Source organism: Burkholderiales bacterium (genome assembly GCA_036262035.1).
Classification (GTDB): Bacteria; Pseudomonadota; Gammaproteobacteria; order Burkholderiales; family SG8-41; genus JAQGMV01.
In genome coordinates, this window is the sequence record DATAJS010000011.1 from 227,385 (window position 1) to 246,915 (window position 19,531).

The 19,531-nt window shown below is 67.6% G+C and carries 18 protein-coding genes; 6 read left to right on the forward strand and 12 right to left on the reverse strand.

The features are described from left to right. Nucleotides 1-23: 23 nt before the first annotated feature. From gudD to VHP37_14950, 4 genes are all read right to left on the reverse strand, one after another. On the reverse strand, nt 24-1,349 hold the full coding sequence (gene gudD, locus VHP37_14935; protein ID HEX2827645.1) for a glucarate dehydratase: 1,326 nt from the start codon (nt 1,347-1,349) through the stop codon (nt 24-26). Further along, the gene (gene glxR, locus VHP37_14940) at nt 1,346-2,287 is read right to left on the reverse strand and encodes a 2-hydroxy-3-oxopropionate reductase (protein HEX2827646.1); all 942 of its coding nucleotides are present in this window, start codon (nt 2,285-2,287) and stop codon (nt 1,346-1,348) included. The genes gudD and glxR overlap by 4 nt, the downstream gene beginning before the upstream one ends. Then, nucleotides 2,245-3,207 (reverse strand): tripartite tricarboxylate transporter substrate binding protein, encoded by a 963-nt coding sequence (locus tag VHP37_14945; GenBank protein HEX2827647.1) that lies wholly within the window; start codon nt 3,205-3,207, stop codon nt 2,245-2,247. The genes glxR and VHP37_14945 overlap by 43 nt, the downstream gene beginning before the upstream one ends. Before the next feature lie 177 nt (nt 3,208-3,384). Next, a complete protein-coding gene (locus VHP37_14950) occupies nt 3,385-4,404 on the reverse strand; it encodes a LacI family DNA-binding transcriptional regulator (GenBank protein ID HEX2827648.1) in 1,020 nt (339 codons plus the stop codon). 93 nt (nt 4,405-4,497) lie between these two features. Between VHP37_14950 and VHP37_14955 the strand changes: the two genes are divergently transcribed. The 4 genes from VHP37_14955 to VHP37_14970 are packed head-to-tail and all read left to right on the forward strand — an operon-like array spanning nt 4,498 to nt 8,234. After that, a complete protein-coding gene (locus tag VHP37_14955; protein ID HEX2827649.1) occupies nt 4,498-5,205 on the forward strand; it encodes a FadR/GntR family transcriptional regulator in 708 nt (235 codons plus the stop codon). Continuing rightward, complete coding sequence (locus VHP37_14960) at nt 5,202-6,167, forward strand: tripartite tricarboxylate transporter substrate binding protein (GenBank protein ID HEX2827650.1); 966 nt, start codon at nt 5,202-5,204, stop codon at nt 6,165-6,167. Before VHP37_14955 ends, VHP37_14960 begins: the two co-directional genes overlap by 4 nt. Nucleotides 6,168-6,170: 3 nt before the next feature. After that, nucleotides 6,171-7,031, forward strand: coding sequence for an NAD(P)-dependent oxidoreductase (locus VHP37_14965; protein ID HEX2827651.1), 861 nt, complete (start codon nt 6,171-6,173; stop codon nt 7,029-7,031). A 54-nt stretch (nt 7,032-7,085) separates the two neighbouring features. Then, a complete protein-coding gene (locus tag VHP37_14970) occupies nt 7,086-8,234 on the forward strand; it encodes a mandelate racemase/muconate lactonizing enzyme family protein (GenBank protein ID HEX2827652.1) in 1,149 nt (382 codons plus the stop codon). A gap of 49 nt (nt 8,235-8,283) precedes the next feature. Here VHP37_14970 and VHP37_14975 read toward each other — a convergent pair whose 3' ends face one another. From VHP37_14975 to VHP37_15005, 7 genes are all read right to left on the reverse strand, one after another. After that, nucleotides 8,284-9,639 (reverse strand): glycosyltransferase family 4 protein, encoded by a 1,356-nt coding sequence (locus VHP37_14975; protein HEX2827653.1) that lies wholly within the window; start codon nt 9,637-9,639, stop codon nt 8,284-8,286. A 95-nt stretch (nt 9,640-9,734) separates the two neighbouring features. Then, a complete protein-coding gene (locus VHP37_14980) occupies nt 9,735-10,847 on the reverse strand; it encodes an enolase C-terminal domain-like protein (GenBank protein HEX2827654.1) in 1,113 nt (370 codons plus the stop codon). A gap of 45 nt (nt 10,848-10,892) precedes the next feature. Continuing rightward, the gene (locus VHP37_14985; GenBank protein HEX2827655.1) at nt 10,893-11,777 is read right to left on the reverse strand and encodes a DMT family transporter; all 885 of its coding nucleotides are present in this window, start codon (nt 11,775-11,777) and stop codon (nt 10,893-10,895) included. A gap of 156 nt (nt 11,778-11,933) precedes the next feature. Further along, nucleotides 11,934-12,887, reverse strand: coding sequence for an amidohydrolase family protein (locus tag VHP37_14990; GenBank protein ID HEX2827656.1), 954 nt, complete (start codon nt 12,885-12,887; stop codon nt 11,934-11,936). Between the two features lie 123 nt (nt 12,888-13,010). Beyond that, the gene (locus VHP37_14995) at nt 13,011-13,355 is read right to left on the reverse strand and encodes a DUF3606 domain-containing protein (protein ID HEX2827657.1); all 345 of its coding nucleotides are present in this window, start codon (nt 13,353-13,355) and stop codon (nt 13,011-13,013) included. Between the two features lie 95 nt (nt 13,356-13,450). Beyond that, nucleotides 13,451-13,663 (reverse strand): hypothetical protein, encoded by a 213-nt coding sequence (locus tag VHP37_15000; protein ID HEX2827658.1) that lies wholly within the window; start codon nt 13,661-13,663, stop codon nt 13,451-13,453. A gap of 33 nt (nt 13,664-13,696) precedes the next feature. After that, the gene (locus VHP37_15005) at nt 13,697-15,211 is read right to left on the reverse strand and encodes an amidase family protein (protein HEX2827659.1); all 1,515 of its coding nucleotides are present in this window, start codon (nt 15,209-15,211) and stop codon (nt 13,697-13,699) included. A gap of 198 nt (nt 15,212-15,409) precedes the next feature. On the opposite strand from VHP37_15005, the gene VHP37_15010 reads away from it, so the two are divergent. Both VHP37_15010 and VHP37_15015 read left to right on the forward strand, forming a co-directional pair. Beyond that, the gene (locus VHP37_15010) at nt 15,410-16,369 is read left to right on the forward strand and encodes a tripartite tricarboxylate transporter substrate binding protein (GenBank protein ID HEX2827660.1); all 960 of its coding nucleotides are present in this window, start codon (nt 15,410-15,412) and stop codon (nt 16,367-16,369) included. Between the two features lie 209 nt (nt 16,370-16,578). Beyond that, nucleotides 16,579-17,550 carry a tripartite tricarboxylate transporter substrate binding protein gene (locus tag VHP37_15015; GenBank protein HEX2827661.1) on the forward strand — a complete coding sequence of 324 codons (972 nt, stop codon included), beginning with the start codon at nt 16,579-16,581 and terminating at the stop codon, nt 17,548-17,550. 208 nt (nt 17,551-17,758) lie between these two features. On the opposite strand, the gene VHP37_15020 is transcribed toward VHP37_15015, so the two are convergent. Then, on the reverse strand, nt 17,759-19,525 hold the full coding sequence (locus VHP37_15020) for an adenylate/guanylate cyclase domain-containing protein (protein HEX2827662.1): 1,767 nt from the start codon (nt 19,523-19,525) through the stop codon (nt 17,759-17,761). Nucleotides 19,526-19,531: the final 6 nt, after the last annotated feature.

Genomic DNA, 19,531 nt, shown 5'->3' on the forward strand with positions numbered 1-19,531 from the left:
AGAGCAGCCCCGAGCTTACCGCGTCAGCGCACGAGGCAGGGGCGCTTGTTGTCGAACGTCCAGCCGGGGATGAGGTACTGCATCGCGAGCGCATCGTCGCGCGCGCCGAGACCGTGCTCGAGGTACAGCGCGTGGTGCTTCTCGATCTGTTCCATGTCGATCTCGACCCCGAGGCCCGGCTTGTCCGGCACCGCGACCTTGCCGCCGGCGATCTTCAGCGGCTCGCGCGTGAGGCGCTCGCCGTCCTGCCAGATCCAGTGGGTGTCGATCGCGGTGATGTGCCCGGGCGCGGCCGCCGCGCAGTGTGTGAACATCGCGAGCGAGATGTCGAAATGGTTGTTCGAATGCGAGCCCCAGGTGAGGCCCCACGCGTCGCAGAGCTGCGCGACGCGCACCGAGCCGGCCATCGTCCAGAAGTGCGGATCGGCGAGCGGGATCGTCACCGACTGGAGCTGGATTGCGTGGCCGAGCTCGCGCCAATCGGTCGCGACCATGTTGGTCGCGGTCGGCAGCCCGGTCGCGCGGCGGAACTCCGCCATCACTTCGCGCGCCGAGTACACCCCTTCGGCGCCGCACGGATCTTCGGCGTACGCCATGACGCCGTGCAGGTCGCGGCAGAGCCGAATCGCGTCTTTCAGGAGCCAACCGCCGTTGGGGTCGAGCGTCACGCGCGCGTCCGGGAAACGCTCGTGCAGCGCGCGGATCGCTTCGACTTCCGCCTCGCCGCGCAGCACGCCCCCCTTCAGCTTGAAGTCGTTGAAGCCGTAGCGAGCATGCGCCGCTTCGGCGAGGCGCACGATCGCCTCCGGTGTCAGCGCTTCCTCGTTACGCAGGCGCAGCCACTCGTCTTCGGCGCCGCTCTCGTCCCGATAGGGGAGCGGCGTGCGGCGTCGATCACCGACGTAGAAGAGATAGCCGAGCATCTCGACCGCATCGCGCTGCCGGCCTTCGCCGAGCAGCGCAGCGACCGGCACCCCGAGGTGCTGGCCGAGGAGATCGAGCAGTGATGCTTCCAGCGCGGTGACCGCGTGTATGGTCACGCGCTGGTCGAAGGTCTGCTGTCCTCGGCCGCCCGCGTCGCGGTCTTTGAAGCGCGCACGAACTTCGTTGAGGATCGCGTGGTAATCGCCGATCGAGCGGCCGACGGCGAGCCCGCGCGCGTCTTCGAGCGTCTGCCGGATCTTCTCGCCGCCGGGCACCTCGCCGACGCCGGTGCGGCCGGCGTTGTCCTGGAGGACGACGATGTTGCGCGTGAAATACGGCGCGTGTGCGCCGGAGAGGTTGAGCAGCATGCTGTCGTGACCCGCCACCGGGATCACGCGCATCGAGGTGACGAGCGGAGCGCTCACGCCGGCTTCCCGATCTCGAAATTCGCCATGAGCTCGAGCGCGCGCACCATCGCGGAGTGATCCCACGCGGCGCCGCCGTGCGCCTCGCAGCTATTGAAGAGCGCCTGCGCGGTCGCGGTGTTCGGCAGCGCGACGCCGAGCTGGCGCGCGTTCGAGAGGGCGAGATTCAGATCCTTCTGGTGCAGCTCGATGCGGAAGCCCGGCTGGAAGGAGCGCTTCACCATGCGCTCGCCGTGCACTTCGAGGATGCGCGACGAGGCGAAGCCGCCCATCAGCGCCTCGCGCACGCGCGCGGGATCGGCGCCGGCCCTGGCGGCGAACACGAGCGCCTCGGCGACGGCCTCGATGTTGAGCGCGACGATGATCTGGTTCGCGACCTTGGCGGTCTGGCCGTCACCGTTGCCGCCGACGAGCGTGATGTTCTTGCCCATCGCCTCGAAGAGCGGCTTGGCGCGGTCGAATGCCGCTTCGGAACCGCCGACCATGATCGAGAGCGTCGCGTTCTTCGCACCGACCTCTCCGCCCGACACCGGCGCGTCGAGGTAGTCGCAACCGAGCGCGTTGATGCGCCGGGCGAAATCCTTGGTGGCGATCGGTGAGATCGAGCTCATGTCGACGACGAGCTTGCCGGCGGTGAGTCCCTGCACGACGCCGCTCTCGCCGAACAGCACCGCTTCGACGTGCGGCGTATCGGGCACCATGGTGATGACGACGTCGGCGTTCCGTGCCACGTCTCTGGCGCTCGCGCACGCATGGCCGCGCGCGCTGACCAGGCCTTCCGGGACGCCGCTGCGGCTGTGGAGATAGAGCGTGTGTCCCGCCTTCGCGAGGTTGGCCGCCATGGGCGCGCCCATCAGCCCCAAGCCGATGAATCCGACTTTCATCGCGCGCTCCGTCATTCGAGGGTGATCTTGCCGGTGACGATCACCGCTTTCCAGCGCGCGAGCTCCTGCCCGAGGAACTTCTCGAAATACTCCGGCGAGCTCGCCAGCACTTCGAAGCCGAGGTCGGTCATCTTCTGCTTGTTGCCCGGCTCGTTCAGCGCATTGACGAGCGCGCCGTGCAGCGTCGTCTTCACGTCTTTCGGCAGGCCTTTGGGTGCGGCGATCGCCTGCCACGAATAGACCTCGACGTCCTTGACGCCGCCTTCGGCCATCGTCGGTACGTTGGACATGACCGGCGAGCGTTTCTCGGAGGTGATGCCGAGCGCCTTCAGCCTGCCGCCCTGCACGTGCGGCAGGATCGCGTTGATGTTCTGGAACGAGGCGTCGGCGTGTCCGCCGAGGAGATCGGAGACCGCGGGCGCGCCGCCTTTGTAGGGGACGTGCAGTCCGCTCGTGCCGGTCTTCTGCCAGAAGAGCGCGGCGGTGAGGTGATCCGAAGAGCCCGCGCCCGATGACGCGAAGGTCACCTTGCCCGGCATCTTCTTCAGATACCCGACGAACTCCTGCAGGTTCTTCGCGGGCATCGCGGGGTTCATGACGAGCACGTTGGGCGCGCGGACCGCGACCGACAGCAGATCGAAATCCTTGGCGGGGTCGTACGGGAGATTCTTCTGGAGGAACGGGTTGATCGCCCACACGCCGATTGACGCGACCAGAATGGTGTAGCCATCCGCCGGCGCGCGCTTGACGATCCCCGCGCCGATCGCCCCGGTCGCGCCCGGCCGGTTGTCGATGACGAAAGGCTGGCCCAGCTTCTGGTTCACGCTCGGGCCGACGACGCGGGCGACCATGTCGGTCGAGCCGCCCGCCGGGAACGGCACGATCGCCGTAATGGGTTTTTGCGGGTAGTTCGGTGCGGCGGCGTACGCGGCGGCGGACGTTGCGAGCGCGACCGCGCAGACGATGCTCTTCATCGGAAACCTCCTCAGGTGGATGGGTGAGCCGGCGTGGATGATAGCGCAAACATCCGCCCGTCGCAACGGGACGGTTGGGCGCAACAATACCTTTGCACGTAGCGCTGGCAGGCGCCTAAGCGCGCTTTCGCGCGGCGAGGTGCAGCGCAGCTGCGCCCAAGCAGCGGCGTAGATCTTTTACGTCGTCTGGCGGTCGAGGATGCTGAAGCCGACGTCGATCACGTGCTCCGGGAGCGTCGCGCCGGCGATGCGGGCGAGAATGATCTCCGCGGCCTGGCGGCCGATCGCGGGGCGGTCGATGGCGACGGTGGAGAGCGCGGGGCAGGTGTGCGCGGTGAGCTCGAGCCCGCCGAAGCCGATGATCGCGACGTCCTTCGGCGGCGTCAGACTCCGCGAACGCGCCTCTTCGAGCGCGCCGTGCGCGAGCAGGTCCGACGCGCAGAAAACAACATCGGGGCGCGGCGTCGCGTCGAGCAGCCTCGCCATGCCGGCACGGCCGAGCGCAAGCGTCGAGGGGGCGGGGATGAACTCGGTCGTGGCCTCGGGCTCGCCTGCGCGCGCGAGCTCCGCGAGAAAGCCGCGGCGCCGCACGAGCGCGCGCTCGTCGTCGGCCCACAGCAGCGCCGGGCGTCGATAGCCTTTGGTGAGCAGGTGGCGCGCGACGCTCTCGCCGACTTTCTCGTGCGAGAAACCGACGACCGTGTCCAGCGGCGTCGGCGTGAGGTCCCACGTCTCGACGATCGGCACGCGCGCGGCGAGCAGGCGCTGGCGGCTCTCCGGCGAGTGGTTGATGCCGGTCAGATAGATCGCGTCGGGCTTGCGCGCCAGGACCGCCGACAGCAGCGCGTCTTCGCGCGTTGCGGGATAGCCGGAGAGGCCGAGCAGCACCTGGTAGCCGGCTTCCCAGAGTCGATCGGTGAAGGCCTGCACCGCCTCGACGAAGATCCCGTTGGTGATCGAGGGCACGAGGGCCGCGACGAGGCGGCTTTTGCGCGACGCCAGCCCGCCCGCGAGCAGGTTGGGGACGTAGCCGGTGCGGTCGATCACCTGCTTCACCCGCTCGAGCGTGTCGGGCGTGACGAGCTCCGGCTTGTTCAGCACGCGCGAGACCGTCATCGGCGAGACGCCGGCGAGCTTGGCGACGTCCTCCAGCGTGACGCTGTCGGTGGAGCGGGCGGTGGCGGGTCGGCGCGGCATCCTCGAATGATAACGATAACAACATCGGCGAGCAAACCAAGGGTCTGACCACGAAGACCCGTGTCAGGTCCCCGTTGTATGATGACCCGACAAATGTCCCTCAAACCGGCCAACCTGACCGATCAGCTCAGCTCCGCGATGACCGAGCGCATCGCGGCCGGCGTTTTCGCGCCGGGGAGCCGCCTGCCGACCGAGCAGGCGCTGTCGAGCGAGTTCGGCGTGAGCCGCACGGTCGTGCGCGAAGCGATCTCGCGGCTGAAGTCGGAAGGCCTCGTCGAGACGCGGCAGGGCTCGGGCGCGTTCGTCGCGCAGTCGAAGCTCGGGATCCCGTTCCGTATCGATCCGGTGAGCGTCGAATCGTTCGGCGCGACCGTCGACATCCTCGAGCTTCGCCTCGCCGTCGAATCCGAAGCTGCTGCCCTCGCCGCCGAGCGCGCGAGCGCCGATCAGCTCGCCGCGATACGCCGCGCGCTCGACGCGGTGCGCGCCGCGTTCGAGCGCGGCGACGACGGCGTCGACGAAGACCTCGCGTTCCACCGCGCGATCGCCGAAGCGACCCACAACAGCAAGTACGTCGATCTCGCCGAGTTCCTTGAGCGTTACGTCCGACGGCAAATCCAGATCACCGGCGGCCGAACCGCGCGCGCGAGCCGCATGGGCGAGACCCAGAGCGAGCACCGCAAGATCTTCGAGGCGATCGCGGCACGCGACGGCGACGCCGCGCGAGCGAGCGCGCGCGAGCACTTCAGAAAAGGCATAGAGCGCATCCGGCGCTCCCGCGAAAAGGAGGAGGGACGATGAGAAAGGCAGGTTACGCCGCGTTGCTTGCAACGCTGTTGGCTGCTGCGACGGGCGCAGGCGCGCAGCAATACCCTACCAAGCCGGTGCGCATCGTCATCGGTCTTTCCGCCGGCGGCGGGACCGACGTGCTGACGCGCCTGATCGCGCAGCGCCTCACCGACGCGTGGGGACAGCAAGTCGTCGTCGAGAACCGGCCGGGCGCGTCGGGCTTCATCGCCGGCGAGCTCGTCGCGAAGTCGCCGCCCGACGGCTATACGCTGATCATGGGGGCGCAATCCGGCCTCGCGGTGGCGCCCGCGCTCTACGGCCGCGCGCCGTACGACACGGTGAAGGACTTCACGCCGGTCACGCAGGCCGGCTCGACGCCGCTGCTGATGATCGTGCATCCGTCGTTTCCGGCGAAGAGCTTCGGCGAGTTCGTGACCTACGCGAAGAAAGCGCCGACGCTCACCTATGGCTCGGGCGGCGTGGGCTCGACGCCGCACATGGCGGGCGAGCTGCTGAACTCGCTGCTGTCGATCCGCATGAACCACGTGCCGTACAAAGGCGAGAACCCGGCGATCGCCGACACCCTCGGCGGGCAGATCCCGATCATGTTCGGCAACATCTCGGTCGCGGTGCCTCACGTGAAAGCCGGCAAGCTCCGTGCGCTGGCGAACACGAGCGGCGCGCGCTCGCAGCTCGTGCCCGAGGTGCCGACGATCGCCGAATCGGGCTTCAAGGGATTTGCGATCGCGACGTGGTACGGACTCCTCGGGCCCGCGGGCATGCCGCCCGCGGTGACGAGCAGGATCCAGGGCGACGTCGCGAAAGCCGTCGCGCAACCCGAGACGCGCGACAAGCTCGTCAACATGGGCGTGGACGTGGTCGCGAGCCCACCCGATCAGTTCGCGGCTTACCTGCGTTCCGAAGTCGCGCGCTACGTGAAGCTCGTGAAGGACAACAACCTGAAGGCCGAGTAGCCCATGGTTCCTGTGAAAAGCGTCGGCGTCATCGGCCTCGGCGTGATCGGCAAGCCGATCGCGCAGCGGCTGGTGAGCGGCGGGTTCGACGTCGCGGTGTACGACGTGCGCAGCGAGCCCGTCGCTGCGCTCGCAGCCGAGGGCGCGAAAGCGTGCGGCTCACCGGCCGAGCTCGCACGGACGAGCGAGGTCGTCATCAGCCTCGTCTCCGACGCGAAGCAGACTCACGACGTGGTGTTCGGAACCGACGGCGTGCTCGATGCGATGGCGAGAGGCTCGATCTTCGTCACCGGCAGCACGCTGGGACCTTCGCCGGTGCGCGAGGTCGCCGAAGCATTGCGAGCCAAAGGGATCGAGACCCTCGACGCGCCGATCTCCGGCGGCTATCTCGCCGCAGCCGAAGGCAAGTTGAGCGTGATGGCCGGCGGATCGCAGGCGACGCTCGATCGAGCCATGCCGGCGCTGCGCGCATTCGCACAGAGCATCACGCGCGCGGGCGACGTCGGCGCGGGACAGGCCGCGAAGCTCGCGCATCAGCTCGTGTGCAGCGTGAACGTGATGACGCTGCTCGAAGGGCTCGCGCTCGGGCAGGCCGGCGGGGTCGAGCCGGCGGTGATGAAGCGCATCCTCCGGGAAGGCATCGCCGACAGCGCGGTGCTGCGCCTGTGGGACGACCTCGCGCCGCGCTGGAAAGGCATGCTCGCACCGACGCCGCCGGACGTTACGCCTCCGAACCTGCGCAAAGACCTGCACCTCGTGCTCGAGTATGCGCGCGAGCTGGGGGTGAACCTCTACGTTGCCACGCAAGCCTCGCTCATCGCGGACAGCGGCAACGCGACGGGCCGCGAGGATTCCGGGCTCTGACAAACCGGGGTCTGACCCCAAAAGGCCGGGGTCAGACCCCGATAAAGGAAAAGAATGGCGAAGATCGAATCGGTTTCAGTCTGTATCGCGCGGGTGCCGCTCGACAACGCGGTGACGTTTTCCACGCGCACCGTGACCGCGCGCGAATACTGTCTCGTCAAAGTGCGCTCGGTCGACGGCGTGGAAGGCATCGGCTACTGCTACGCCGTGAATACCTCGGGACGGCTGCTGTCGGTCGCGGTCACCGATCTGCTCGGTCAGCGCGTCGTCGGCCAGGAGTCGCTGCGCGTCGAAGGCATCTGGCACGACATGTATCAGGAGGCGCTGCTCCAGGGCCGGGTCGGCGCGGTCATGCGCGCGCTGTCCGCGATCGACACCGCGATCTGGGATCTCAATGCGCGCGCCGCGAAGCTTCCGCTCTATCGGTATCTCGGCGCTGTCGCCGACGATCGCGTGCCCGCCTATGCGAGCGGCGGCTACTACCTTCCGGGCAAGACGCCCGCCAAGCTGGGCGAAGAGCTCGCGGGGCATGTCGCGAAAGGCTACAAGGCGGTGAAGATGAAGACCGGCCGGCTTTCGCCGCGCGAAGAGGAAGACCGCGTCCGCGCGGCGCGCGAGGCGATCGGGCCCGACGTGCTGCTGATGCTCGACGCCAACAACGCGTGGAACGACGTGCCGACCGCGCTCGAGTACATGCGCCGCTTCGAAGCGTACGATCCGTACTGGATCGAAGAGCCGTTCTCGCCTGACGACATCGACAACCACGCCAAGCTCGCCGAGCTCACCAGCGTCACGGTCGCCACCGGCGAGATCGAAGCAGGACGCTGGCGCTTCAAGGAGATGCTCGACAAGCGCGCGGCCGAGATCCTCCAGACCGACGCGACGGTGTGCGGCGGCGTCACCGAGTGGCGGCGCATCGCCGCCACCGCGGCGAGCTACGGCGTCACCGTCTCGCCGCACGCGTGGCACGACGTGCACGTGCAGCTCGTCGCGTCGGCGCCGAACGCGCGCTACGTCGAGTTCATGCCCGACGACCACATCGTCAACTTCCGTCGCCTCATCGATCGGCAGCTCGTTGCCGAGAACGGCGATCTCCTGCTGCCGCAGACGCCGGGGCTGGGATGGAATTTCGATCCTGCGGCCGTGGAGAAGTACGGCGCACGATATCCGGGGGAAGAAGGGATCTGGCTCAGCGCGCGCTAAGCCTCGTCAACGTCAAGATGGATTCCCGCCTTCGCGGGAATGACGTCTCTCAACCCACCGCGAACTCGGGCCAGGAGACGATCGGCGTGATGTGCGCGCGGATCACCTGCTCCCACGTGTAGCGGGTCGCGGTCTTGCGCGCGTGGACGCGCAGGCGGGCGGCGATGTGCGGGTGCTCGCGCAGGTAGAGCAGGTGCCCGACGAGCTCGCGCGGGCTCGAGCTCTGGAGCGAGATCGCATCGTGCCCCGGCGTCGCGTAGTCCTCGCCGGTCGCGCCGAGGAAGCTCACGCCGCCGCACGCCATCGCTTCCAGCCCCACGAGCCCGAATGGCTCGATGCCGCTGTTGGCGAGCACGCCGTCGCTCGCTCGGTACAAGCACTGCAGTTGCGGCCGCGACAGCGCGCTCTCCACGAACAGCACGTCGCTGGGCTGCGCGTTGCGGATCGCGCGCCACAGCGCAGCGGCGGTCTTGTCCTCGCAGCGTATCGACGTGGCGGAAAGCCCGATCGCCCGGGCACGGCCGACGACCTCGCGGCCGTGCGCTTCGATGCCACCGCGCGCGATCAGCAGCGGCCGCGCGCCGCGGTGCTTGAGCTCGCCGACGGCGTCGACCGCCATCAGCCAGCGCTTGTCCGGGTCCCATCGGGCCACTTTGGTGAGCAGCAGGCGACCGTCGGTGCTGCGTTTGAGCTGCTGTACCGCGTGACGGTCGGAAGGCTGAAGCCAGTCGGTGGCGATGCCGTTGGGGATCACGCGCGGATCGACGCCGAAATCCCACATCTGGTGCTTCATGAAGCGGCTGACGGTGGTGATCGTCGCGGCCGTGTCGAGCTCGCGCCACGGCACGCGCTCGAAGCCGAAGCTGTTGTTCGCGTTCCAGAAGAAACGCACGTGGTCGCCCCAGCCTTTTTCCTGCACGAGCCGCTGCAGGCAAACGATGCTCCAGCTCGTATGCCATTCCTCCGCGAGGACCACGATCGGCCGGTGCATCTCCATGAGCGGAGGAAGGAGGTTCTCGGCGGTCCACGCGGGGAGAGACGAGCTCCAGTCGCGGAGCTTGGACTCTTCGCCGTCGTAGACGCCGCCGGGGTGATACTGGCTGATCCACTGGCACCAGCGGTGCAGGTGCAGCCTGCCTTCGTAGGCGATCTCGTGTCCGGGCAGGTCCGGCGCGCCGATGAAGAACAGGTGTGTTTCGTAACCTTCTTCGGCCAACGCGCACGCAAGTCCGCTGATGCGCGAACCGAGCCCGCCGGCCATGGAATAGGGATCCGGCCCTTCGAAGCTCAGCAGCACGAAAGCGGGCGCGCGTTCGCCGGCGTGGCGTATATCCGCGGGTTCGGCAACCCGCATGCTGTTGCGGTTGAGCGCGATCACGTTGGACGGGAGGCTGTCCGTTGCCATGCTATTCCTCGTTTGTGACATGACATACGACAGAAGCGAATTCCAATTGCAATCCCGGTGCCCGTGGGCACGCCGGTGGCGAGCAGGGGTGCGCGCTAGGTCAGAACCGCCGTTTTCTTTCGTGCGATCAGGTCGAAATCGATCTTCGCACCGAGCCCCGGACCTTCGGGCGGGCGGACCATGCCGCTCTTGTCGGCGTGCAAGTCTTCCACCAGTCCGTATTTTTGGGTGGAGTCCGGTAAAAGGATCTCGAAGTACTCGGTGTTCGGGATCGCGAGGATGACGTGCAGGTTGGCGACGTTGTTGAGCGAGTTGCCGCCGTGGTGGACCTCGAGGTTCATGTGGAACGCTTCGGCGAGGTGCGCGGTCTTGAGCAGCGGCGTGATCCCGCCCTTGACCGCGACGTCGCCGCGCAGGAAATCGGTCGCCTGCATCGTGATCCACGGCGCATAGGCCTGGAATCCGCCGGGCGCGTACTCGGTCGCCATGACCGGGATGTCGAGCTTCTGGCGCAGCTTCACGTAGTTCGTGATGTCGTCGGTGTCGAGCGGGTCTTCGTACCAGTAATAGCCGAGCGCCTCGATCGCCCGCCCGACGCGCAGCGCCTCGACGTAGTTGTACGACCACGTGCTGTCGAGCATGAGGCGGTAGCTGTCGCCGACGGTTTTGCGCACGTGGCGGCAGAGCTCGATGTCGGTCTGCCAGACCGCCGGCGGATGGATCTTGTAGGCGGTGAGGCCCGATTCGCGGATGGCGATCGCTTCTTCCGCGTACGCTTCCTTCGAAGGCAGCACCGCGGAGCTTGCGTATGCCGGGACCGCATCCCGGTAGCTGCCGATCAGCCGGTGGATCGGCAGGTTCGCGACCTTGCCCGCGATGTCCCACAGCGCGACGTCGACCGCACCGATGCACCGATAGTTCGTATTGCGGGCGCGCGCCCACATCGCCGCGTACAGGCGCTCGCGGTCGAGCGGGTCCTGTCCCATTAACAGCGGCTTGAGATAGCGCGGGATCGTCGCCGCGTCGAAGTTGGCGCCGCGCATCGACGAGCCGAGAAAGGCGTGGCCTTCGATGCCGTCGTCCGTACGGATCGTGACGAGCCCGAGCTCGCTGCGCCCGGTCGCCATCGTTCCCGTGTGCTTGCCGAAGGTGCGCGCGGGAATGTCGTCCCAGGCAAAGAGCGTGACGGTGAGGTCGGTGATCTTCATGGACGGATCCGTTTTTGTTGGCCGGACCCGTCAGGCTACACCTTCCTAAGGCTCGGGGGCGACGGTGTCGGGCTTGCGGGTCGCGAGCGCCACGCCGGCGACCCCGACGACCATGCCGGCGAGGGCGAGCGCGGTGAGCTTCTCGCCGAAGAGGACGTACGCCATCGCCGCCGTGGTCGGCGGCGTCAGATAGAAGAGGCTGGCGACGCGCGTCGCTTCGCCGTGCTCGATGAGGTGGAAGAGCAGCGAGATGGCGCCGATCGAGAGCACCAGCACCAGCCATGCGAGCGCGAAGGCGAACTCGCCGCTCCACGTGACGCTCCGCGATTCGGTGAAGAGCGCGAGCGGCGCGAGCAGCAGCAAGGCCGCGCTGAACTGGATGATCGACCCGGCGCGCAGGTCGAAGCTCGGGCAGTAGCGCTTCTGGTAGAGCGTGCCGCACGTCATGCTGGCGAGCCCGACGACCGACCATGCGATGCTCACGGCGGACAGCCCTTCGAGCGTGAGCTTGTCCCACATCACCAGCACGACGCCGCCGAAGCCGAGCGCGAGGCCCAGCCATTGCAGCTTCGTGACGCGCTCGCCGAGGATCGGCGAGGCGGCGAGGCCGGTGACGATCGGCTGCAATCCCACCACGAGCGCGATCATCCCCGCCGGCATGCCGTGATAGATCGCTGCGAAGCATCCGGCGAGATAGCCGCCGTGGATGAGCGCGCCCGAGACCGCGATGTGCGCGGCCTGGCGCCGGGTCGAAGGCCAGCGCACGTGGAGCAGGAGCGCGAGCGGCACCATGAGCGCCAGCACGAAGACGAAACGCAGGGACAGGAACGTGAAAGGCTCGGCGTAAGGCACGCCGAGCTTCGCGCCGATGAAACCCGTGCTCCAGAGGACGACGAAGAGCGCCGGGGCGAGGCGAGACCAGGAAGACATGTTTATCGAGCGCCCCGGGATTGCTTCGTCGCTGGCGCTCCTCGCAATGACGTCATCGCGAGGCGCCGGCAGGCGCCGTGGCTGCCTGGCGGCGGCCATGAGCCCAAGAACGAACGGAGGAAAAGCGAGCTTTTCCTCCGTAGGCGTGGCGCACGATCAGATCTTCAGCAGCTTCTTGGTGTTGCCGGACAGGATCTTCGCTTTGTCTTCCGCGGAGAGCGAGAGGCGCTCCATCCACTCGGTGCCGGGCTTGTTCTCGACGTACGGGAAGTCGACCGCGAAGAGAATACGGTCCACGCCCATCTCCTGGATCGAGCACAGCAGCGCCGGATCGGAGAAGTTGCCGCTGGTCGTGATGTAGAAGTGCTCGCAGAAGACGTCGCGGAAAGCGATCTTCTTGTTGCCGGCGCGCGCGAACATCGCGTCGATGCGCCACAAGAGGAACGGCAGGCCTTCGCCCATGTGGCCGAGGATGATCTTCAACTTCGGGTATTGCTCGAACACGCCCGAGAGCACGAGCCGCACGCCCTGCGTGGCGGTCTCGACCGTGAAGCCCCATGCGGCGTTGGTGATCTGCGGGAAGTCCTTCACGTAGTCCTTGTAGTACGTCTCGATCACCGCCGGGTGAGGTTTTGCCGGATGGCAGTAGATCGGCACGTCGAGCTTTTCGGCGCGCTCGAAGATGGGCCAGAAGCGCTTGTCGTCGATGAAGAGGCCGTGGGTGAGGCCGTGGATCATCGCGCCTTTCATGCCGAGCTTCGTCACGCAGCGCTCGAGCTCGTCGGCGGCGGCTTTCGGATCGATGGCGGGCAGCGTCGCGAACGCCTGGAAGCGCGCGGGATTGCCGCGCACCGTTTCGTGCAGGCGGTCGTTGGCGCGCCTGGCGAGCGGCACCGCGACTTCGGCGTCGAGCAGATGCGTCGCAGGGGCGGCGTGCGAGAGCACCTGCACGTCGATCCCCGCTTCGTCCATTTCCTTGATGCGCTGCGCGCCGAGATCCTCCAGCCGGTGGCGCAGGCCGGCGCGTTTATCGGCCTCGGCGAAATGCTCGACGATCTCGGCATCGAAGTAGTGCTCCTCGATGGCGATGACTTGCGGTCGTGTTCTCATGGGTCCTCAAAACGAACGGGGTCTGACCCCGGCTTCTAGGGGGCAGACCCCGGTTTTCTTACCGATCGCGCGATTCTACGCGCTGTCGCGCGGGCACGGCCGCGGCGATGTACGACGCTCGCGTCAGTGCACTGTCGCGCGGCGGCGGTTTTTCCGTGCGAAATGGATCTGGATATCCGCGGTCATGGGGCCGACTTCGCGCATCGCGGCGCGCAGCGCCTCGGTGGTGACGTCGAGCTTCTCGCACCACCAGCGCTGCTGCCAGTGCTCGGAAGCGAAGATTACCGGGCTCGAGCGCGGATCGCGGAAGGTGTCGAGCGGTCCGCGGCGTTGATGGTGCCGGCGCGCATCCTCGCGCAGCAGATGCGCGCGGCGCGACTGCGCGGGCGTGTCGCGGAGCGCGCCGGTGCCGGCGGCGTAGCTCCACAGGATCGTGACCAGAAGGATGATGGCATATGCGAATATCATGAAGCACAGCTTAGAGAAGCCGTGCTCGCCTCAGCGGATGGAAAAGAGGCGCAAAAATGCCTTAATTCGAATCGGGACCGGCTCTCCCGCGCGCCTTAGAAGTCGTCCGCGAGGCTGCGCCGCTCGTCGCCGCGCCACGCACCGTAGCCGTGGGCGATCGCGTCGTCGGCCGCATCCTTGAGCGTGGTGAAAGACTTCTCCGCGCACTCTTCGCTGCCGTCGGCGCGTGTCATCGTCCACGACCAGCCGGTATCGGTGATCACGAAATTCCAGTTGCTTCGTCGTTCGGCGCTGCGTCGTTCGGTCACTCTCGCGTTCCCCTGTTCTTGATGCACGGTGTTCTAGGCGGGTCTGGCCGCGGTCGCGACGCCCGCGTCCGGTGCGTGCGTGACGATGGATACGAGCTCCGGCGTCGGGCGGTTGAGCCTGCTCACGTCCGGCACGGGCCGGCGCAAGGCAGGCACGCGCTGGAAAGCCTGCTCGATCGCATGCGCCGCGGACAGCACCTCGCGATCGCCGCGGAAGCGTCCGACGATCTGCAATCCGAACGGCATGCCCTTGTCGTCGGTGCCGCACGGAATCGTGATCGCGGGGTTCGTCGCCAGCGTGACCACGTACGTCAGCGACAACCAGTGGTAGTAGTTGCGCAGCGGCTTGCCGTCCATCTCGGCGAGATAGAGCTGCGACCACGGGAACGGCGACACCGGAGTGGTCGGCGCGAGCACGAGATCGTACTCGCGGAAGGTCTGCTGGAAGCGCCTGAAGATGCGCGTCTGCTCGGTGTGCGCCCACGCCACGTCGGCGAGCGAGAACTTCGCCGCGATCTCGTAGTTCGCGCGCACGTTGGGCCCGAGCGAATTCGGATCCTTCTCGTACGCGTCGCGATAGCGCGCGGCGTAGTTCTGCGCGCGGATGACGTCGAAGCAGCGATCGGCTTCGCCGAAGTCGAGCTTCGCTTCCTCGCACGTCCTGAAGAAATGCTTCATCGCGGCGATCTTGTCCCGGAACACCGCACGGATCTCCTTGTCGACCGGCGAGACGCCGAAGTCCTCGGTGTACGCGACGCGCAAGCCTGACGGATCGCGTTCTTCGGGAACCGCGAACGCGCCGCCGTCGACCGGATACGAGAGCGGATCGCAATCGTCGAGCGCGGCCTGCGCGCCCATCAACAGACAGGCGTCGGCCACCGTTCTGCCCATGGGGCCGACGACCGAGATCGGCGTCCAGCCCAGGCTGCGGCGCTCGACGGGGACGAGACCCGGCGAAGGCCTGAAGCCGACCACCCCGTTCTTGGCGGCAGGGATGCGCAGCGATCCTCCGGTATCCGAGCCCGTGCACACCGGCAGCATGTCGGTCGCGAGCGCGACCGCCGAGCCGCCCGACGAGCCGCCGGCGTTGAGCATCGGATCGAACGGGTTGCCCGTCGCGCCCCACACGAAGTTGCGGCTGTTCGCGCCCGCGCCGAACTCGGGGACGTTGGTCTTGCCGACGACGATCGCGCCCGCGGCGCGTACGCGCGCGACCATCGCGTTGTCCTTCTCCGGCACGAAGGTGCGGTAGAGCGGCGAGCCGTACGTCGTCAGCAGACCGCCGGTCTCGTCGAGGTCCTTGATGCCCGCCGGCAGCCCGTGCAGGAGTCCCAGTGCCCCGCCTTTCATCGCGGCGGCTTCGGCCGCCTTCGCTTCCCTGCGCGCGCGGTCGTAACAGACCGCGGTGACGGCGTTCACCGCGGGATTGATGCGCTCGATGCGCGCGATGCACGCTTCGAGCAGCTCGACGGGAGAGATCTCTTTGGTCCCGATGCGCCGGCGAAGCTCGACGGCGGAAAGGGACAGCAGCGCTTCGTTCGCGGACATGGGTCTGCCTCGTGGGTGATGCCGTCGAGGTTAAAACAAAAAAAACCAAACCAAAAGCGTTTAACCGCAGAGGACAGCCGAGCGAACGTCATTCCCGACCGCGCGCGAGCGCGAAACGATCGGGAATCCATTTTCAACCGGCTTTAAGTCAAAATGGGTTCCCGCCCTTCGCGGGAACGACGACAAGGAGGAGACGCAGTGTTCTACGCAAGAACGTTTGTAGCCTTCGCCTGCTGGGCAGCGTTGAATGCATCAGCCGAGTTTCCCGACCGCCCGATCCGTTATGTGCTGCCGAGCGCACCGGGCGGCGGGCCGGACGTCGCGGCGCGCGTGGTGATGGCGGAGCTCGGCAGGCAGCTCGGCACGCAGGTGGTCGTCGACAACCGGCCCGGGGGAAGCGGCGTGATCGGCACCGAAGCGATCGTGCGCGCGACGCCGGACGGTTACACGATCGGGCACGGCAATATCAACACGCTCGGGATCAATCGCAGCGTGCTGCCCAAGCTGCCGTACAACATCGACAAGGACCTGACGCCGGTGGTGCACATGTACGGTACGCCGAACCTGCTGGCGGTGACGCTGTCGCTGCCGGTGAAGTCGGTCCAGGAGCTGGTCGACTTCGCGAAGAAGAATCCCGACAAGCTGCTCTTCGCGTCGACGGGCAACGGCTCGAGCGTTCATGTCGGCATGGAGCTCTTCAAGCTGATGACCGGCACGCGCATGGTTCACGTGCCGTTCAAGGCGGCGACCGTCGCGATCTCGGACCTCACCGCCGGACGCGTTCAGCTCATGGCCGACAACATCAACTCGATCGGCCCGCACGTGAAGTCGGGCCGCTTGCGCGGGCTCGCGGTGACGACCGCGAAGCGCGTTCCGGCGTTCTCGGAGCTGCCCACGATCGCCGAAGCGGGCGTGCCCGGCTTCGACGTGAGCGCGTGGGCGGGCGTGATCGTGCCGACGGGCGTGCCCAAGGCGCTGGTCACGAGGCTCAATGAAGCGGTGAACAAGGCGCTCGCCGCGCCGGCCGTCGCGGACAAGCTGCCGGATCTCGGACTCGTCGTCGCGGGCGGCACGCCCGAGCAGTTCGGCGCGCACATCAGGAAAGAAGCGGCGCGCTGGGCGGATGTGGTGAAGCGCTCAGGCGCGAAGGTCGACTGAACGCCTCGAAAGTAAAAATGGATCCTGGCGTTCGCCAGGACGACGCTATCGCGAATGGATTCCCGCTTCGCGGGAATGACGGTTGGACGATCGTCATTCCCGACCCGCGCCAGCGGAGGTGATCGGGAATCCATTTTCAAAGCAGAACGTACGCCGCCGGATGCGGTAGCGTTACGCGCAAAGGGGGCTTTTTCAGGGGAGAGTCGACGATGCTGCGTTGCGCCGTCCGTATCTTGCTCGTGCCGTGCTGTCTTGCCGCCGTAACCGCCTTCGCGGCGGACCCCGCTTATCCGTCGCACCCGATTCGCATCATCGTGCCTTTCGCGCCGGGCGGCTCGACCGACGTCATGGCGCGCCTCGTCGGCCAGAAGCTCACCGAAGCGTGGGGGCAGCAGGTCGTCGTCGACAACCGCTCGGGCGCCGGCGGCAACATCGGCATGGGTCTCGCCGCGCACGCGAACGCCGACGGCTATACGCTGCTCGCGGTGAGCTCGAGCTTCATGGTCAACCCGACGCTGTATTCCAAGCCGACGTACGATCCGTTCAAGAGCTTTGCGCCGATCACCAATGCCGCCGCGGCGCCGAACGTGTTCACGGTGCACTCCACGCTGCCGGTGAAGTCGATGGCGGAGCTCGCCAACCTGCTGAAGAAGGACGCGAAGAAGTTCAACATCGGCACCCCCGGCGTGGGCACGACACCGGACCTTTCCGCCGAGCTGTTCAAGATGACGCTGAAGCTCGACGTCGTGCGGGTGCCTTACAGCGGCGCCGGTCCTGCGGTTGCGGCGATCGCGGGCAACCAGGTGCCGATCGCCTGCACGATCCTGCCGCCGATCCTGCCGCACATCCAGGCCGGGCGCGTGCGCGCGCTGGCGGTGACGTCCGGGAAGCGATCGTCGGCGCTGCCCGATACGCCCACCATGGCCGAAGCGGGATTCAAGGGCCAGGAAGCCGACACCATCGCGGGCTTCCTCGCGCCGGCGGGTACGCCGAAGCCGATCATGAACAAGATCGTGCACGAAGTGCTGCGCGTGCTCGGCCAGCCCGACGTGCGCGAGCGCATCTCGGGCCAGGGCTTCGACATCGTCGCGAGCACGCCGGAGCAGTTCGCGGCGCAGATCAAGGTCGAAGTGGCGAAGTGGGGGAAGGTGATCCGCGCGGCGGGGATCAAGGCGGACTAATCGTCGGGTGCGCGCGAGCGCACCGGGTTGTTAAAGGCGTTTTGAACCGCCAAGGACGCAAAGGACGCCAAGGAAACCAAAATCAAATGGATTCCCCCTTCGCGGGAATGACGGTTAAGCGCTCGACGCATTTTTCGAAAACGCTTTTTTGCTGTTCCTTGGCGTCCTTTGCGTCCTTGGCGGTTAATAGCTTTTCGTCTTTGCGGTATCACGCACGGCGGCGGTGCAGGTGGTACATGCGTAACGTCCCGTAGCTCTTCGCCGCCGGCACCTGGCCGACGTAGTCGCAGGCGTAGCCTTTGGGCTCGAGCGCGAGGCGCGCGGCGAACTGCTCGGTGACGAACACTTCTCCCGGCGGCGTCACGGGCTCGATGCGCGCGGTGCGGCTCACGTGCGCGCCGAAGTAGTTCATGACGCCCTGCACCGGATCCTGCGCTTCGAACACCGGTCCGTAATGCCCGCCGAGGCGCAGCGCGAGCGTGGACGGCAGGCCGTGCGCTTCGAGGTCGACCGCGCCGACCGCGGCTTGCAGGTCGAGCGCGCACTCCGCCGCCGCCGCGGCGTCGCTCATCACGACGAAGAGACCGTCGCCCCAGGTGTTGCGATAGAGCACGCGGTCGCCGTAGCGCTCGAGCACCGCGCCCATCGCGCCGAGCACGTGCGTGACGAAGGGCGGGATCTGAGCTTCGGTCAGCTTGCTGAAGCCTTTGACGTCGCCGAACAGCATCGCGCGCAACGCTCGTCCGGTCGCCGGGGCGGCGCTGTCCGCGGCCGTGCGCTGCAGGTCGCTGCGCGACGGGATGACGTCGCTTTCGCCGACCAGCGTGCGCCACGTGCGCACGTCGAAGCCCGTCCCCGCCTGGCCGGTCGTCTCGACGCCGTCCCACACCGCGATCTGGCGCACGTTCGTGTCGAGGAACTGCGCGCGCAGCACCGCGAGCCCCATCGCGACGAACGAGCCGTAGGCGAAGATCCATTCGTGCCCGAGGTAGCGGTCGTCGGTCGCGTAGGTGACCGAGCTCGCGCGGGCGAGACAGGCTTCGAAGCGCTCGCGCCAGCCCGGACCCGCGGGATCGACCGAGATCTCGATGAACTCCTCCTGCGCGAAGGGCAGCACGACGTGCAGCTCCGCGCCGCGCTCGAGCAGCGCTTCGGCGAAGAGGATGTCGGCGCCCGACGCGAGCGCGCCGTACGCGAAGCCGACGCCGCGCGCGTCGAGCATCGCTCGTATCCCCGCCGCGACCTCGCGCTCCGCGCGCGCCGGGAAGCGGCCTGCGCGTCCTTCGGGCGCGATCATGTGTCCGCTGTAGTGGATCACCGTCGGCGCGGCGAGCGGTTCGAGCACGTCGCCGGGGATCCCGCGCGCCTCGCACACCAGGCGGAGCTGACGGCGGGTCGTCGCGCGCGCCGCGAGATCGGCGCCGTGCGAGGCCGCGCGCGTCAACGCATCTCGGGCGAGCGCGATATCGCCGAGCACGAGCGCCGCTTCGGCGCACGAGGCCGCGAGATAGTAGGCGTCGTCGGGACTGCCGTCCCGACACAGATCGAGCACCTCGCGCGCGACGCGCTCGGCGGCCGCGCGCTCGCCCGCGAGCAGCCGCAGCGTCGCGACGTTAACGGCGGGGTAGTAGCCGCCGCCCGCGCGATACACCGCGTCGTAGAGATCGGCTGCATGGGAGAGCAGCGCGGTGCGCTCGTTCGCGGGCGCGGCGAGCGCGCGATCCTTGGCGATGCGCGCGCCGAGCGCGACGACGTCGGGCTCGCGCGATTCGCCGAGATTCAATCGCTGGAACTCGGCTTCGGCGCGGCTCAACGCGCCGGCCTTGGCGAGGTTGAGGACCGCGCGATGCGCGAGCCACACGTCGCCGGGATGCTCTTCGAGGCCGTGCAGCGCGGTGTCGTATGCGAGCAGGAGCTCGCCGCGGCGCTCGAACTGTCGCGCGCGGGCGAGCCAGTCGGCGGCGTTTGCGCTCACGCAGTG

What these genes read in the sequence shown, in the direction of transcription:
- VHP37_15015 (HEX2827661.1), top strand. Translation starts at nt 16,579, where the DNA reads ATGCTGCGTTGCGCCGTCCGTATCTTGCTCGTGCCGTGCTGTCTTGCC.
- VHP37_14960 (HEX2827650.1), top strand. Translation starts at nt 5,202, where the DNA reads ATGAGAAAGGCAGGTTACGCCGCGTTGCTTGCAACGCTGTTGGCTGCT.
- VHP37_14965 (HEX2827651.1), top strand. Translation starts at nt 6,171, where the DNA reads ATGGTTCCTGTGAAAAGCGTCGGCGTCATCGGCCTCGGCGTGATCGGC.
- VHP37_14970 (HEX2827652.1), top strand. Translation starts at nt 7,086, where the DNA reads ATGGCGAAGATCGAATCGGTTTCAGTCTGTATCGCGCGGGTGCCGCTC.
- VHP37_14975 (HEX2827653.1), bottom strand. Translation starts at nt 9,639, where the DNA reads ATGGCAACGGACAGCCTCCCGTCCAACGTGATCGCGCTCAACCGCAAC.
- VHP37_14945 (HEX2827647.1), bottom strand. Translation starts at nt 3,207, where the DNA reads ATGAAGAGCATCGTCTGCGCGGTCGCGCTCGCAACGTCCGCCGCCGCG.
- VHP37_14950 (HEX2827648.1), bottom strand. Translation starts at nt 4,404, where the DNA reads ATGCCGCGCCGACCCGCCACCGCCCGCTCCACCGACAGCGTCACGCTG.
- VHP37_14955 (HEX2827649.1), top strand. Translation starts at nt 4,498, where the DNA reads ATGTCCCTCAAACCGGCCAACCTGACCGATCAGCTCAGCTCCGCGATG.
- VHP37_15005 (HEX2827659.1), bottom strand. Translation starts at nt 15,211, where the DNA reads ATGTCCGCGAACGAAGCGCTGCTGTCCCTTTCCGCCGTCGAGCTTCGC.
- VHP37_14980 (HEX2827654.1), bottom strand. Translation starts at nt 10,847, where the DNA reads ATGAAGATCACCGACCTCACCGTCACGCTCTTTGCCTGGGACGACATT.
- VHP37_14995 (HEX2827657.1), bottom strand. Translation starts at nt 13,355, where the DNA reads ATGATATTCGCATATGCCATCATCCTTCTGGTCACGATCCTGTGGAGC.
- VHP37_14985 (HEX2827655.1), bottom strand. Translation starts at nt 11,777, where the DNA reads ATGTCTTCCTGGTCTCGCCTCGCCCCGGCGCTCTTCGTCGTCCTCTGG.
- VHP37_14990 (HEX2827656.1), bottom strand. Translation starts at nt 12,887, where the DNA reads ATGAGAACACGACCGCAAGTCATCGCCATCGAGGAGCACTACTTCGAT.